The 14,197-nt window shown below is 70.8% G+C and carries 13 protein-coding genes; 5 read left to right on the top strand and 8 right to left on the bottom strand.

Annotated elements, in window-relative coordinates; genetic code table 11:
• Nucleotides 1–75 precede the first annotated feature (75 nt).
• The gene (locus AB1285_RS01780; RefSeq protein ID WP_363589837.1) at nucleotides 76–585 is read left to right on the top strand and encodes a CinA family protein; all 510 of its coding nucleotides are present in this window, start codon (nucleotides 76–78) and stop codon (nucleotides 583–585) included.
• 4 nt (nucleotides 586–589) lie between these two features.
• Here the strand turns inward: AB1285_RS01780 and AB1285_RS01775 are convergent, their stop codons facing one another.
• Genes AB1285_RS01775 through phnD form a run of 6 tightly spaced genes read right to left on the bottom strand, consistent with a single transcriptional unit; the run spans nucleotide 590 to nucleotide 7,119 of the window.
• A complete protein-coding gene (locus AB1285_RS01775) occupies nucleotides 590–1,678 on the bottom strand; it encodes an alcohol dehydrogenase catalytic domain-containing protein (protein ID WP_370428612.1) in 1,089 nt (362 codons plus the stop codon).
• Between the two features lie 10 nt (nucleotides 1,679–1,688).
• Nucleotides 1,689–2,399 carry an HAD family hydrolase gene (locus tag AB1285_RS01770; protein WP_187662334.1) on the bottom strand — a complete coding sequence of 237 codons (711 nt, stop codon included), beginning with the start codon at nucleotides 2,397–2,399 and terminating at the stop codon, nucleotides 1,689–1,691.
• The gene (locus AB1285_RS01765) at nucleotides 2,396–3,535 is read right to left on the bottom strand and encodes a TIGR03364 family FAD-dependent oxidoreductase (protein ID WP_363446659.1); all 1,140 of its coding nucleotides are present in this window, start codon (nucleotides 3,533–3,535) and stop codon (nucleotides 2,396–2,398) included. Before AB1285_RS01765 ends, AB1285_RS01770 begins: the two co-directional genes overlap by 4 nt.
• Nucleotides 3,532–5,343 carry a phosphonate ABC transporter, permease protein PhnE gene (gene phnE, locus AB1285_RS01760; RefSeq protein ID WP_370428611.1) on the bottom strand — a complete coding sequence of 604 codons (1,812 nt, stop codon included), beginning with the start codon at nucleotides 5,341–5,343 and terminating at the stop codon, nucleotides 3,532–3,534. The genes AB1285_RS01765 and phnE overlap by 4 nt, the downstream gene beginning before the upstream one ends.
• The gene (phnC, locus tag AB1285_RS01755; protein ID WP_268776633.1) at nucleotides 5,340–6,167 is read right to left on the bottom strand and encodes a phosphonate ABC transporter ATP-binding protein; all 828 of its coding nucleotides are present in this window, start codon (nucleotides 6,165–6,167) and stop codon (nucleotides 5,340–5,342) included. Before phnC ends, phnE begins: the two co-directional genes overlap by 4 nt.
• A 28-nt stretch (nucleotides 6,168–6,195) precedes the next feature.
• Nucleotides 6,196–7,119, bottom strand: a complete 924-nt coding sequence (gene phnD / locus AB1285_RS01750; protein WP_187662337.1) for a phosphate/phosphite/phosphonate ABC transporter substrate-binding protein — start codon at nucleotides 7,117–7,119, stop codon at nucleotides 6,196–6,198.
• A 170-nt stretch (nucleotides 7,120–7,289) separates the two neighbouring features.
• On the opposite strand from phnD, the gene AB1285_RS01745 reads away from it, so the two are divergent.
• Entirely contained in the window at nucleotides 7,290–8,033 is a 744-nt protein-coding gene (locus AB1285_RS01745; protein ID WP_232089093.1) for a GntR family transcriptional regulator, read from the top strand.
• A gap of 214 nt (nucleotides 8,034–8,247) precedes the next feature.
• Here AB1285_RS01745 and AB1285_RS01740 read toward each other — a convergent pair whose 3' ends face one another.
• Nucleotides 8,248–9,282: a sensor histidine kinase gene (locus AB1285_RS01740; protein WP_259954296.1), complete on the bottom strand. Its 1,035-nt coding sequence runs from the start codon at nucleotides 9,280–9,282 to the stop codon at nucleotides 8,248–8,250.
• Nucleotides 9,283–9,616: 334 nt separating this feature from the next.
• Here AB1285_RS01740 and AB1285_RS01735 point away from each other — a divergent pair, with 334 nt between their 5' ends.
• On the top strand, nucleotides 9,617–10,270 hold the full coding sequence (locus tag AB1285_RS01735) for a response regulator (protein ID WP_232089094.1): 654 nt from the start codon (nucleotides 9,617–9,619) through the stop codon (nucleotides 10,268–10,270).
• A 9-nt stretch (nucleotides 10,271–10,279) separates the two neighbouring features.
• On the opposite strand, the gene AB1285_RS01730 is transcribed toward AB1285_RS01735, so the two are convergent.
• Complete coding sequence (locus tag AB1285_RS01730) at nucleotides 10,280–11,143, bottom strand: EamA family transporter (RefSeq protein WP_259954295.1); 864 nt, start codon at nucleotides 11,141–11,143, stop codon at nucleotides 10,280–10,282.
• Between the two features lie 238 nt (nucleotides 11,144–11,381).
• Between AB1285_RS01730 and AB1285_RS01725 the strand changes: the two genes are divergently transcribed.
• Both AB1285_RS01725 and AB1285_RS01720 read left to right on the top strand, forming a co-directional pair.
• Nucleotides 11,382–12,665 (top strand): M18 family aminopeptidase, encoded by a 1,284-nt coding sequence (locus tag AB1285_RS01725; RefSeq protein ID WP_187662340.1) that lies wholly within the window; start codon nucleotides 11,382–11,384, stop codon nucleotides 12,663–12,665.
• 67 nt (nucleotides 12,666–12,732) lie between these two features.
• Nucleotides 12,733–14,172, top strand: a complete 1,440-nt coding sequence (locus tag AB1285_RS01720; RefSeq protein ID WP_259954293.1) for a purine-cytosine permease family protein — start codon at nucleotides 12,733–12,735, stop codon at nucleotides 14,170–14,172.
• Nucleotides 14,173–14,197: the final 25 nt, after the last annotated feature.

Below are 14,197 nucleotides of genomic sequence, written 5' to 3'. Positions count from 1 at the left end.
GCCACGGTTGTCAATCCCCTCCATCAGGGCTCCGCGGCACCCGTAGCCTGGCGGAACCGATGAGAGGAGCGCCCGATGACCGCACCGAACGAGACCCCCGACCTCGAACGCCTCGGCGAGCTCGCCCGCAGCCGAGGCCTGCGCGTGAGCGTGGCCGAGTCGCTCACGTCCGGACGCCTCGCGAACACGATCGGCGCCGGCGAGGGGGCCTCCGGCTGGTTCGCCGGCGGCATCGTCGCGTACTTCACGGAGGTGAAGGAGCGGGTGCTGGGGTTGACCCCGGGGACCGACCCGACCTCCGCGGCCTGCGCCGAGCAGCTCGCCACGGGAGCGCGGGAGCTCTTCGACGCCGACATCTGCGTCTCGACCACCGGCGTGGGCGGGCCGGGTCCGGAGGGCGGTCACCCCGCGGGCACGGTCTACCTGGGCTGGGCGACCGCCGACGATGCGGGGCACCGGAGACTGGCCCTGACCGGCGATCCGGACGAGATCCTGTCGGCGAGCGTCGACGCCGCGGTGCGACTGCTCGCCTTCCACGCCGAGGGGCTGCACCCTGCGGGGCCCCGGCGCACCGGGTCCGACTGAGGTCTCAGCGCCCCGGCACGAGACCGACCCGCAGCGGGGCTCCCGGCGCTGTGGCTTCCGTGAGGGCGGCGTCGATGTCGAGGAGCGATCGCACCGCACCCACGGCCTCGCTGAACGGATACGCGCGCCCGCGCCCCGCGAGGAACGACGCCGCTGCAGCGAGGTCGTCGGCACCGTAGTTGTGTACCCCCGCGACCGTGATGAGTCGGCGGACGAGATCCTCCGCGTCCAGCGGGACCGGGGCTGCGGGGAACACGCTGCCGACGAGGACCGCCGTCCCGCCGACGGCGACGCCCGCGAGGGCCTTCCCGACGGCATGCCCTGAGGCCTCGATGACGACGTCGGGGTCGCGGTCGAGCGCGGTGGCCCCGAACCGGGAGGCGAAGGCGCGCCGGTCGTCGTCCGGATCGCGCACCTCGACGACGGCACCGTGCTCGGCGGCGATCGCGGCGGCACTGATCCCCACGAGACCCGCGCCGTGGATGCGCACCGCGGCGCCGTCGAGGTCGATGTCACGGGCGGCACGCGCCACCGCGGCCCACGCGGTCGCTGTCGCGCAGGCGGCCGGCGCCAGCACCGCAGCGGGCAGCGCCTCCGGCACGCGCACGATCGCGGTGCCCGCCCGCAGCTGCACGTGGCTGGCGAACGCCCCTGTCAGGTCGCCGTGGGCGCCGACACGGTCGTGGCCGTACTTGCCGAGAACACGGCACTTCTGCGTGAGGCCGCGCCGACAGCGGTCGCAGGTGCCGCACGACACCGTCACCGACCACACCACACGGTCGCCGATCCGCAGCGGCGTGCCGTCCACCGCGTCCGCACCGTCATCGCCCATCGCGATGACGCGACCGACGCTCTCGTGCCCGAGGACGAGCGGCGCCGGCGCGGACCGGCGCCCCTGCACGGTGTGCACGTCCGACCCGCAGATCGTGGACATCTCCACGGCGACGAGCACGTCCTGATCGCCGAGCGCGACCCCCGGGACCGCGATCGTCTCGTGCGGATGCCCTTCGCCGACCCAGACCATCGCGGTGGCCGCGGGGCGCAGCGCGACGTCCCTCCGGTGTCCGGGCGGGCGGATCAGCAGCGTTCCCATGACTCGACTCTCAGACGGAGGCGACGGCAGCGGGAAGGAGCTCTCGCTGGGCCAGAGCCCCCCGCAGCGCCGTGACGTCGGGGAGCACGGCGTGGGCGCCCGCTCCGCTCAGAGCCGCGCGATCGTGGGCGCCGGTGAGCACTCCTGCGACGAAACCGGCACCCGCGCGGCGGCCCGACTCGACGTCGCTCACGGTGTCGCCGGCGACGGCCACAGCCTGCACCGCGGACGCTCCCGTGCGCAGAAGGGCGGTGAGGACGAGGTCGGGCGCGGGGCGTCCGCGGCCGGCGTCGACCGGGGAGAGCGCGAGGTCGATGAGCCCTCCCCACCCGAGGCCGTCGAGGATCGCCTGTCGGGTGACCGGCGCGAACCCGGTGGTCAGTGCGACGGTGAGCCCGGCGTCCTTCAAGCCCTGGATCGCGTCCGCCGCCCCGGGGATCTCCGCGACGCCGTCTTCGGCGACGATCTCGGCGTACGCGGCCTCGAACGCCGCCGTGGCCTGCCGTGCCGCGACCGCATCGCCGTCGGCCAGGTGCAGGAAGACATCGAGCTTGGACTGTCCCATGGTCTTCCTGACATAGCCGAGGGCATCGTCCCAGGGCAGCCGTGCGGCGACGCCGGTGCGTTCGGCGGCGCGCTGGAACGCCTGCTCCACCACGCCGTCGTCCACGACGGTGGTGCCGGCCATGTCGAGGACGACGAGTTCGATGGGAGTGGTCATGGGGTTCCTTCCAGAGCAGGGGTGCCGCCGAGGGCGGCGGTGAGGTGCAGGTCGGCGAGCCCGAGGCCGCAGGTCATGCCGATGCCGGTGGTGGCGGCGAGCACGAGCGCACCGTCGTCTCCGCGGTCGACGAGGAACTCGCCGGGGGCTTTCGCGTACACGCCCTGCCACCGCTCGATGATCCGTGGTGCACCCCACTCGAACAGGGCCTCGGCCTCGCTGAGGAACGCGGTGAACGCGGCCTCGGGCTGGAACGGCGAGGGGGCGGCGCCGGTGGCATGCGAGTCACCCAGGATGAGCGTGCCGTCGGGAAGCTGCGTGTACATCTGGTTGAGGTCGAGGGCCGCGAGGTCGGGGCGCTCGGCGTGCAGACGCTCGCGCAGGACTCGGGCCTCCGGTCCATCGGCGAACCGCCCGTACCGGATGAGCGACCAGCCGGTCAGCAGGGGCGCGGTCAGCGGTCGCGGGAACGAGACCGCCGCCCGCATCATGTCGAGCGCACAACGCATCACGCCGTGGCGCTCGGCGACCTCGGGCAGGAGCTGATCGATGTCGTGGTTGACCGCCACCACGACGGCCCCGGCGTCGATCGCACCGCGCGTGGTCTCCACCCGCCCTGCGCCGAGCGCCGTCACCGCGGTGCGGAAGCGGAACTCGACGCCCCGGGCCGTCAGGTGCCGCACGATGGCCGTCGCCGCGGTCCGCGGGTCCGTCTGCAGGTCGGCCTCGATGAGGGCGCCGCCGACGAGGCCGTCCCGACGCAGCGGGGCGCGGCGGAGGAGCTCATCGGCCTCCAGCATCCGGATGCCGCCGTCCTGCGCCGCCGCGGTCATCACGGCGAGCTCGTCCTCATGCCGGGCCGCGACGAGCGTGCCCGACTCGCGGATCCAGAAGCCCGCGTCCCTGGCGAGCTGCAGCCAGAGATCGCGCGAGGCATCCGCGTATCGCCGTGCCTCCCCGCCCTGCGCGCCGATGCAGAGGTGGCCGAAGTTCCGGATCGTGGCGCCGGTCGGGGTCGCGCTGCGGTCGACCACAACGACGCGGAGCCCCCGGCGCACGGCCGCGTACGCGGCCCCGAGGCCGACGATGCCTGCACCGACGACGACGACGTCGGGGTTCTGCTTCGCCCCGTTCATCGGAACACCTTCCTCATCCACATCGCGAGCCCCTCGACGGCGAGCACGGTCACGAGGATCATCAGCACGATCGCGGTCACCGTCTCGTAGCGCGAGCCCTGGCTGGCGTTCAGCAGGTAGTAGCCGACCCCGCCGCCGCCGACGATGCCGAGGATCGTGGCTGCGCGGATGTTGGTGTCGAGCATGTAGAAGCTGTGCCCGATGAGCGCGCGGGTGCCCTGCGTCAGCGTGGCCGACGTGTACGTCTGCATCCGGGTGGCGCCCACCGCCCGCAGAGCGCGCTCGGGCCCGCGGTCGACCTCCTCGAAGGAGTCGGCGATGAGCTTGCCGAGCAGTCCGACCCCGCCGATCGCGAGAGCGATGACGCCGGCCTGCGCGCCGAGACCCGTGATGACGACGAGGACGATGGCGAGGATCAGCTCCGGGATGCCGCGGATGCCCACGAGGAGCAGACGGGCGGTGCCGCGCCCTGCGGCATGCGGGGCCACGTTGCGCGCGGCGAACGAGCCGAGCAGCAGCGACGGCAGGAGGGTGAGGACGGTGGCCGCGAGCGCGATCGCGACGGTCTCCCGCATGGCCTCCAGCATCGCGACCGTGTCGTAGCTGCCGAACGACGGCGGCCAGAACCGGGCGGCGACGTCGGGCAGCTTCGCCCAGAAGGTGAAGAGATCCGACCAGGTGATCTGGCTCACGACGACGCTGCCGACCACGACGAGGACCGCGACGATCCCGGCGGCCGTGTGACGCACCCGCTGGGCGGTCCACGGACGGCGCACCGCGGTCTGCGGGCTCTCCGCCCACGCGGGGCGATCGGCGGCGGAGGCGGACGGCCGCCGGCGCATGCGCGGATGCACGATCCGGTCCATCCAGGACCGCGTCTGCTTCTGCTCGCCGAGCATCGCGCCGCGCACCGTGCTCGAGACGATCTCCATCACGATGCAGAGCACGAAGATCACGAGCGCGATCCCGAGGCCCTTGCCGTAGTTCAGCGACTTGAAGGCGTAGGACATCTCGAGCCCGAGGCCGGCGACGCCCACGTAGCCGAGCACGACGCTCCCGCGCAGATTGATGTCGTTGCGGTGCAGCACTGTGGCCACCCAGCTCGGCAGCACCTGCGGCAGGATGCCCGCCGTGAACTCCTGCAGCTTCGAGCCCCCGGCGGCGCGGATCGCGAGACGTGGCCCTTCGTCGATCTGCTCGATGGCGTCCGCGAACATCTTGGAGATCATGCCGATCGAGTGGATGCCGATGGCGAGGATGCCGGGCAGCGTGCCGAGCGAGAACATGAGCACGAACGCCATGGCCAGCACCACGTCCGGCAGCGCGCGGGTGAGGACGCCGATGAATCGGGCGGCCGCGCGCCAGCCCGCGCCCGGGGTGGTGTTGGCGGCGGCGAGGTAGGCGATGGGCACGGAGAGCACGGCCGCGAGCAGCGTGCCGACGAGCACAAGGCCGACGGTCAGCGCGATGAGCCAGGCGAGGTCGGCCGGCGCGGGGAAGGAGAGCCCGCCGACGCGGCCGAGGAAGTTCTCGGCGTTGCCCCAGCTCTGGACCATCGCCGGGATCGAGATCCCCACGTCGCGCACCGCGAGGATGCCGAGCACGACGAGGACGAGGAGAGTGAGTCCCGCTGCGATGCGCTCCGCGGACAGCGGCCGCTTCGGCGCCCGCTCCGCGACGCTCCCGCCACCCCGGGCCACTGAGCCGCCACCCCGGGTCGCTGAGCCGCCACCCTGGGTCGCTGAGCCGCCACCCTGGGTCGCTGAGCCTGTCGAAGCGCCCCGTGTCGACGCCCCCACCGCCGTCATGACGCCCCCACCGCGGTCACGGCGTCGACGAGCTCCACCTGCACGGCACGGATCTCCGCCGTCGTCGTCGCGACGCGGCCGTAGATCTCCATCACCTCGGCTTTGGAGAGTCCGTCCGTCGGGGTGTCCAGGACGACCTCGCCGTGTCGGAGACCCACGATCCGGTCGGCCCAGCTGATCGCGAGGTCGACCTGGTGGAGGCTGCACACGACAGTGAGTCCTTCGTCGGCGGCGATCTCGCGGATGAGGGCCATCACCTGCTCGCTCGACTCCGGATCGAGCGAGGCGACGGGCTCGTCGGCGAGGAGGATCGCCGGCTTCTGCATGAGCGCCCGGGCGATCGCCACCCGCTGCTGCTGACCCCCGGACAGGGTGTCGCTGCGCTGATAGGCACGGTCGAGGAGGCCGACGCGGTCGAGATGCTCCAGCGCGGTCAGCTTCGCGGCGCGGGGGTAGCTCCACAGCCCGAGCCGCGGGCCGCGCATCCGCGACAGCGATCCGGTCAGCACGTTCTCCAGAACGGTCAGGGAGGGCACGAGCTCGAACTGCTGGAAGATGAAGCCCACGCTGCTGCGGAGTTCCCGCAGCGCCCGACCTTTCGTCGAGGGAACGGATGCGCCGAGCACCTCGACCGACCCGGAGCTGGGGAGCTCCAGGCCGTCGAGATGGCGCAGCAGCGTGGACTTGCCGGAACCGGAGAGCCCGAGCAGCACGACGATCTCTCCCCGCGCCACCTCGAGCGTGACGTCCTTCAGGGCGGTGGTGCTGCCGAAGGTCTTGGTGACGCCGGCGAGGCGGATGAGGGTGTCGGATGCCGCGGTCATGGCTTCTCCTGTCGTCAGGCGCGGGGCGTCAGCCCTGGCACTGCTCGGCTTCGGTCTCGGCGCAGATGTCGCGGATGAGGTCGTAGTAGGCGTCGTCCACCGGCTTGGTGGCGAAGAACACGCTGCGGAACGCGTCGGAGTCCGCGCTGTCGATGCCCGCCGCGATGATGTCGTCGATCGTGACCTCGCCGAGGGCGTCGACGAGCTGCTTCGCCACGTCATCCGGCAGGGACGAGGAGTAGACGAGCGGAGCACCCGGGACCATGGTCTCGGCGATGACCTTCACCTTGTCGGACTTCTCGACCTCGGAGTCCTCGGCGAAACCGGCCTCGCACTCGACGCCCTCGCCGACCTTCTGCACGCTCACATCGTGCTTGCCCGCGAACACGGGCGTGATGTCGGACTTCGGGTCCACGCCCGCCTCGATGAGGTTGTACGACGGGAAGAGGTAGCCGGAGGTGGACGAGGGGTCCACGAAGCACACCTTCTTGCCCGCGAAGTCCTCGAGGCTGGAGATGTCGCTGTCCGCCGGGACGATCGCCTGCGAGTAGTAGCCGGGCTCCTGGCCCTCCTCGGTGACGATGGACGAGATCGGGGTGAGCTTCGCGCCGTTGTTGGTCGCGGTGACGTAGGTGAATCCGGAGAACGAGGCGACGTCGACCTTCCCGGCGACGGCGGCCTCGATGAGCGCGGCGTAGTCGGTGGACTCGTGGTACTCGACGGTCTTGCCGGTGACCTCGGCGATGTAGTCCATGAGCGGCTGGTAGTTCGTCTCGGTGTCCACCGAGTCGGGGACGACGCCGAAGACGAGGGTGTTCTCGTCGACGGCGAATCCACCGGCCGACTGTGCGTCGCCGGGGGCGTCGGTGGCATCGGCCGATCCGGAGCAGGCGGCGAGGCCGAACGCGAGGATCGCAGCGCCGGCGAGGGCGGGGAGAGCGCGGAGCTTCATGAGGACCTTTCAGGGTGGGAGGAGTGATCCACGGACGACTCTCCCAGCAGCCTCGCTGAGATGTATACCTATCTCAGAAGAGTTCAGTCGGCGTTCACCCGCCATTCGCCTGGATGAACAGCGCCACAACACCCTCGCGACCCTGTGACCGGACGAAGTAATGTACCTATGTGGCCGAAGCTGTGTACACCCAGATCGCCGACGACCTCCGTTCGCGGATCGCGGACGGCACGCTCCGCCCCGGCGATGACGTGCCCACGGAAGCCGAGCTCGCGGAGCACTGGCGCACGTCGCGCGGTCCGATCCGCAACGCGCTGGCGGCCCTTCGCGCGGAAGGCCTCATCGAGACGACCCGCGGCCGGCCGGCGCGCGTGGTGGCGCGCAAAGCGAATCAGGCCGTGGACGTCTCCGTCCCGTTCACCCGATGGGCGCGCGACCTCGGCGTCACCCCTGGCGCGCAGACACAGGAGCTGAGTCTGCGGCGCGCGGGCGATCTCGGCCCGGCGCTGGGTGTCGGACGCGACGACACCATCGTGAGCGTGGTGCGCCTGCGGCTCCTCGACGGCCGTCCCACGATGCTGGAGCGCCTCGCGTACACCGAGGACGTCGGCCGTCGGCTGTTCGAAATCGACCTCGACGCGGTGTCGATCACGGAGTACCTCGCGTCGGTCGGGCATCCGATCGTCGCGCTGCAGCACGTCATCGACGCGGTCGCCGCCGACGATCAGGACGCCGCGCTTCTCCGCGTGCCGCGAGGAACGCCCATCCTGCGGCTCACGCGCACGTCGCGGGACGCCGAGGGGCGCATCTTCGAGGCATCGGAGGACCGCTACCTCAGCGAGGTGGTGCGCTTCACCGTGGCGGCGTCCGGGATATCCACGGACGGACACTACATGAGAGCAGTGGGCGGCTGAGGCCGGAGACAGATTCGCGACCGCGGGCGCGGGAGTGTAAGAAGCCAGAAAGATCGCGCCCGCGATCGCAGCGCTGGGGACGCTTTATCTGGGGAGCCTTCAGGATATGTCGGCGCCGCGAAGCCTCTGAAGTGCCGAATGTCGAGACACTCGTAGACTTTCGTCTACGGCCTCGGGGGCGGAATCACGGGCGTCGTCTCAGGATACGCGGGGCTCAGACCACCGGCAACACGGCGGACACGAGCCAGTGTCCGTCCACCTCCCCGGCGCTGAACTCGCCGCTGGCGCCCATCACGCGTTCGGCCATCCGCCCCAGGCCGGTCCGACTGGAGGAGAGCTCCCGACGCGGCGTCGTGGGGAGCGGACTGCGCAGTGAGAGGTGCGCCTTGTCGTCGTCCACCGCGAGACGGATCTCGACGGTTCCGGGGCCGGCATACTTCAGGACGTTCGTGGCCGACTCGCGCACGATGCGCGCGAGCACGATCTCGACCGCGCGGGGAATGCGCTCGTCGCCGGGGTCGCCGTCGAGGATGACGTCGTGCCCGGCCGCTTCGAATTCGGTCCGCGCTTCCTCGACCGCGGCGACGAGGTCACCGGTCGGCATGCCCGCAGCGCGCGGGCCGTCGTCGGCGAGGTCGATCACGAAACGGAGGTCTGTCATGGCCTTGCGGGCGGCGACGCGGATCGCCTCCCGGGAGCCATCGCTGGCGTCGGGGTCTTCGAGCATCTGTACGTGCAGCGACACCACGGTGAGGTGGTGCGCGATGCTGTCGTGCAGCTCGCCGGCGATCCATCGTCGCTCGGCGAGGACGGCTTCCCGTTCCTGCTCAGCCGCTGCCTCCAGCTCGTGCTCGAGGCGACGTCCGCGGTCGAAGGCCAGCCGGAGTCCGAGGCCGATGGCCCCGGCGACGGTGGCCGCGATCAGGTAGATGCCGACGTTGACCGGGACGTCCGAGTCGCCGTACGCCATGACGGACGCAGCGACGAGAAAGACTCCCGTGTAGGAGAGGACAAGAGGGGTCCACCCCAGGCGCATGACCAGCGCAGACGCCAGGGCGGCGGTGATGAGGACCTGCGATTCGGTCCCCGTGAAGAACGAGGCCACCAGAACGATGCCGATCGCACAGGTGGCGATCAGAGGCGACCAGAGGAACAGAGCGGTAGCGAGAGTCGAGGCGATGCTCACCGCGGAGGCGAGGGGATTCACGGTGGGGTCCGTGAAAAGAGTGAAGACGTCGATCGCAACCATCACGCTGATGATCGCGAGGATGACGATGCTCTCTACGCGTGTGAGGCGTTCGCCGCGTGCGAGTCGGAAAATATCAGGCACCGCCCGTTTTGACTGGTCTAAGGCCATGGTGCACTGTCTCCTATTCGCCAGCTATCCTAGCGAGTGAAACCGAAAAGCTTGCCAACCTGCTGCCAGAAAGTCATTACATTCACCTCCGTTCTAGTGCCGTTTGTCGATGTCTGTATTCATCTTCTCGGCGGCGCGCGGAGCGCACATCTGGCCTTCGTCCAGACCTCGATAGCCAAAGGTCTACATCCTCAGAGCGCCCGCTTCACGCCGTTAGGCTTCCTCCATGCAGGAAATCCGCGTCGTGATCGTCGATGACGATCCTCTGGTCCGCTCCGCGCTGTCGCACTTCGTGTCGCGCGCGCCCGAGATCACGGTCGTGGCGCAGGCGGAGGACGGCCTGGAGGCCCTCACGACGGTCGAGCGCGAGAAGCCGGACGTCGTGATGATGGACGTCCAGATGCCGGAGATGAACGGCATCGAAGCGACCGCGGCGATCGCCGAACGATGGCCGGACGTCCGCATCCTCGCCGTCACCACGCTCGACGGCAGCGACACCGTGCTGCCCATGCTGAGCGCCGGCGCCTCCGGCTACCTGCTGAAGGATTCCAGCGCGGAGGAGATCGTCACGGGTGTTCGCGAGGTGTTCGCCGGAGCGAGCTCGCTGTCGCCCCGCATCGCGTCGATGTTGATCCGCCACGTGCGCGACTCCACTCCCACCGCAGCCGCGGAGACCCTCGAACCGCTCACCGAGCGCGAGGAGGAGGTGCTCCAGTGCCTCGCGAAGGGCATGTCCAATGCCGAGATCGCGAAGGCGCTCATCGTCTCCGAGGGGACGGTGAAGGCCCACCTCGGCCGCATGATGTCGAAGTGGCACCTGCGCGACCGCGTGCAGATCCTCGTCACGGCCGCCCACGCCGGACTCGTCACCTTCCGCTGAGCCGCGGCCTCAGAGCGCGAGCAGCACGATCCCGACGAGGACGATCAGCGAGGCGCCGATCCGCCATCCCGGCCGGGACTCGCGCAGGACGAAGGCGCCGAACAGGCTCACGAGCACGACGCTGACCTCCCGCAGCGGTGCGACGAGGGCCACGGGAGCGATCTGGATGGCGGTCAGCACGAGGATGTAGGACAGCGGCGACAGGATGCCGAAGGCCAGGATGCGGCGCCACTGCGTGCGCCCCAGCGCCACGACCGCACCCCATCGTCCGCGCACCGCCACGGAGTAGAACGGCACCTGCAGCAGCGTGGTGCCGACCATGAACGCCACGGGTGACAGCTCCCACTCGCGCACGGCGTGGGCGTCCCAGATCGTGTAGACCGCGATCGCCACGCCGGTGAGGGCGCCGAACAGCAGACCGGGGTCGATGCGGCGCCCGCTCCCTGTCGGCCGGCGGTCGACGAACCCGATCGCGACGACCCCGACGATCACCGCGGCGACGCCGACGAGCGCCAGGGCCGAGGGGCGTTCCCCCAGCAGGAGCACGGCGACGATGACCGAGAGGAAAGGCCCGGTGCCCCGCGCCGTCGCGTAGACCGTCGACAGACTGCCCTCCCGGTAGCCGCGCTGCAGCACGGCCATGTAGGCGACGTGCAGGACCGCGGAGACGGAGACTCCGAGCGCGAACGAGCCGAGGTCGGCCGCACCGAGTCCGCCCGTGAACGGTACGGCCCCGATCCAGACGACCGTGCTGGCGACGGCACCCCACCACAGGAACGGCGAGCCGGCGCGGCTGATGCCGTGCGCGATGACGTTCCAGGACGCGTGGGCGATCGCGGCGGCGAGGACGAGGACGAGAGCGACGGCGGACACGGCAGACCCTTCCCTCCGCCGCGGGCGCGACGAATCGGGTCCTCCGGGCTTTTGTCCTGTCAGATGACGACCCTCCTGCGGAGGAGGACCGTGGCGCCGCTCGGACCAGACGGGTGCAGACCCCGGAACCCTAGGCGCTATCGCCACCACCCTATCCCCGACCGGGAAGGCCGCGAGACGGGGTTCGTGACGGGGCGCGACTACGCTCGAAGGACACCCCGCGCAGGAAGGTCACGCCATGCCCGTCACCCCGGACGCCCTCGCCCACGCCGAGGACCTCGCCGACTTCGTCGCCGCCTCCCCGTCGAGCTATCACGCAGCCGCCGAGACGGCCCGCCGTCTGGAGGAGGCCGGATTCACACGGTTGCAGGAGGAGGACGCCTGGCCCGCGCAGCCCGGAGGCCGGTACCTCGTGGTCCGCGACGGCGCGACGATCGCGTGGGTGGTGCCGGAGGGGGCGACCGCCACGACGCCCGTGCAGGTGTTCGGGGCGCACACCGACTCCCCCGGCTTCAAGCTCAAGCCACAGCCGACCACCGGAGCCCGCGGCTGGCTGCAGGCCGCCGTCGAGGTGTACGGCGGTCCGCTGCTGAACTCCTGGCTCGACCGGGAGCTGCGCCTCGCCGGCCGGCTCGCCCTCGCCGACGGTCGGGTCGTCCTCGCCGACACCGGAGCCCTGCTGCGCCTCCCCCAGCTCGCCATCCACCTCGATCGGGGGGTCAACAACGGCCTCGCGCTCGACAAGCAGACCGAGACGCAGCCGGTGTGGGGTCTCGGCGACCCGACCGAGGCCGACGTGCTGGCCGAGCTCGCGGCATCCGCCGCCGTGGACCCCGCAGAGATCCGCGGCTACGACGTCGTCGTCGCCGATGCCGCGCGGGGCGCGGTGTTCGGCAAGGACGACGCGTTCTTCGCCTCCGGCCGGCTCGACGACCTCGCCTCCGTGCACGCGGGCGTGGTGGCCCTCGCGGCCCATGAACCCGAGGCGGGAGCCCCCGTCGCGATCCTCGCCGCGTTCGACCACGAAGAGCTCGGCTCCGAGTCGCGCTCCGGCGCCGCGGGCCCCTTCCTCGAGGATGTGCTGGAGCGGCTCTACGCAGGGCTCGGGGCCGACGGCTCCGCCCGCCGCCAGGCGTACGCGTCGTCGTGGTGCCTGTCCAGCGACGTCGGGCACTCCGTGCACCCGAACTACGTCGGCCGACACGACCCCGTCGTTCAGCCCGTGCTCGGCTCCGGGCCCATCCTCAAGCTCAACGCCAACCAGCGCTACGCGACCGATGCGGTCGGCGCCGCGTCCTGGCGGAACTGGTGCGATCGGGCCGGGGTGGTGACGCAGGAGTTCGTCTCGAACAACAGCGTGCCGTGCGGCTCGACCATCGGACCGATCACCGCGACACGGCTCGGCATCCGCACGGTCGACGTGGGGATCCCCATCCTCTCGATGCACTCCGCGCGCGAGCTCGCCGGGGTCTCGGACCTGCACGACCTGACGCGCGTGGCCGGGGCTTTCTTCGCCGGCTGAGCCGCGCGCCCGGCGCGGTGCCCTGATCCACGTCACGAGTGCGCTCGCGGAGTGCCAGGATGTGAGGATGACCGACATCAGGCCGGCTCTCATCGAGCGCGCAGGCATCGAGATCATCCCCGAGTCCGAGCGGACCGCCACGCCCCGCGACCTGTTCTGGCCGTGGTTCGCGGCGAACGTCTCGGTGTTCGGGATGTCCTACGGCTCGTTCGTGCTCGACTTCGGCATCTCCTTCTGGCAGGCGACTTTGGTCTCAGTCGTCGGCATCGTCGTGTCATTCCTGCTGTGCGGACTCATCGCGATCGCGGGCAAGCGGGGGTCGGCGCCGACGATGGTGCTCTCCCGGGCCGCGTTCGGCGTCCAGGGGCAGAAGGTCCCCGGGATCGTGTCCTGGCTCACGTCGATCGGCTGGGAGACCTTCCTCGCGATCATGGCGGTACTGGCGACGGCGACGGTCATCACGCAGCTCGGCGGCGACGGGGACAGCCTCTGGCTGAAGATCCTCGCGACCGTGATCGTCGCGGCACTCATCGTCGCCGCCTCGGTGCTCGGCTACCACACGATCATGCGGCTCCAGTCGGTGCTGACCTGGATCACGGGCGTCGTGACGGTGGTGTACATCATCCTCGCGGCGCCGAGTATCGACCTCGCTGCGGTGATGGCCCGTCCCGACGGCGGCATCGGCCAGGTCGTCGGCGCGCTCGTGATGGTGATGACCGGGTTCGGACTGGGGTGGATCAACATCGCCGCGGACTGGTCGCGCTACCAGAAGCGCACCGCGTCCGACGGGGCGATCGTCGCCTGGAACACGATCGGCGGCTCGGTGGCACCGGTCATCCTCGTCGTCTTCGGTCTGCTCCTCGCGGGATCGGACGCCGAGCTCATGGACGCGATCGCCGCGGACCCGATCGGCGCGCTGGCGAGCATCCTGCCGGTGTGGGTCCTCGTGCCGTTCCTGTTCACGGCCGTGCTCGCGCTCGTCTCCGGCGCGGTGCTCGGCATCTACTCCTCCGGCCTGACCCTGCTCAGCCTCGGCATCCGCATCCCGCGGCCGTCGGCGGCGGCGATCGACGGCGCGATCCTCACGGCGGGCACCATCTTCGTGGTGTTCTTCGCGACCGACTTCCTCGGCCCGTTCCAGAGCTTCCTCATCACCCTCGGCGTGCCGCTGGCCTCCTGGGCCGGCATCCTCATCGCCGACATCCTGCGCCGTCGCAAGGACTATGACGACGAGGCCCTCTTCGACAGCCGCGGACGCTACGGCGCCTGGGACTGGACGTCCATCGGCACCATGGTCGTCGCGAGCGTGATCGGCTGGGGTCTCGTCCTCAACGGCTTCGCGGACGCCGCGCCGTGGAACAACTGGCAGGGGTACCTCCTGTTCCTCGTCGGCGGGACGGACGGGGACTGGGCGTACGCGAACCTCGGGGTGTTCGTGGCGCTGGTGCTGTCGTTCCTCGTGACCTGGTTCGCCCGGGCGGGGAAGATCCGGCGGCAGGAGTCGTGAGCCCTTCGGCAGACTCAGGGACCCA

It is taken from the genome of Microbacterium sp. NRRL B-14842, assembly GCF_050470785.1.
This window is presented reverse-complemented; position numbering and strand designations above follow the sequence as displayed.

Bases quoted from the DNA above. Each gene is read 5' to 3' on its own strand.
- phnC (WP_268776633.1), bottom strand. From the start codon at position 6,167: ATGACCGCGGCATCCGACACCCTCATCCGCCTCGCCGGCGTCACCAAG.
- AB1285_RS01780 (WP_363589837.1), top strand. From the start codon at position 76: ATGACCGCACCGAACGAGACCCCCGACCTCGAACGCCTCGGCGAGCTC.
- AB1285_RS01725 (WP_187662340.1), top strand. From the start codon at position 11,382: ATGCCCGTCACCCCGGACGCCCTCGCCCACGCCGAGGACCTCGCCGAC.
- AB1285_RS01775 (WP_370428612.1), bottom strand. From the start codon at position 1,678: ATGGGAACGCTGCTGATCCGCCCGCCCGGACACCGGAGGGACGTCGCG.
- AB1285_RS01740 (WP_259954296.1), bottom strand. From the start codon at position 9,282: ATGGTTGCGATCGACGTCTTCACTCTTTTCACGGACCCCACCGTGAAT.
- AB1285_RS01720 (WP_259954293.1), top strand. From the start codon at position 12,733: ATGACCGACATCAGGCCGGCTCTCATCGAGCGCGCAGGCATCGAGATC.
- AB1285_RS01765 (WP_363446659.1), bottom strand. From the start codon at position 3,535: ATGAACGGGGCGAAGCAGAACCCCGACGTCGTCGTCGTCGGTGCAGGC.
- phnD (WP_187662337.1), bottom strand. From the start codon at position 7,119: ATGAAGCTCCGCGCTCTCCCCGCCCTCGCCGGCGCTGCGATCCTCGCG.
- AB1285_RS01735 (WP_232089094.1), top strand. From the start codon at position 9,617: ATGCAGGAAATCCGCGTCGTGATCGTCGATGACGATCCTCTGGTCCGC.
- AB1285_RS01770 (WP_187662334.1), bottom strand. From the start codon at position 2,399: ATGACCACTCCCATCGAACTCGTCGTCCTCGACATGGCCGGCACCACC.
- phnE (WP_370428611.1), bottom strand. From the start codon at position 5,343: ATGACGGCGGTGGGGGCGTCGACACGGGGCGCTTCGACAGGCTCAGCG.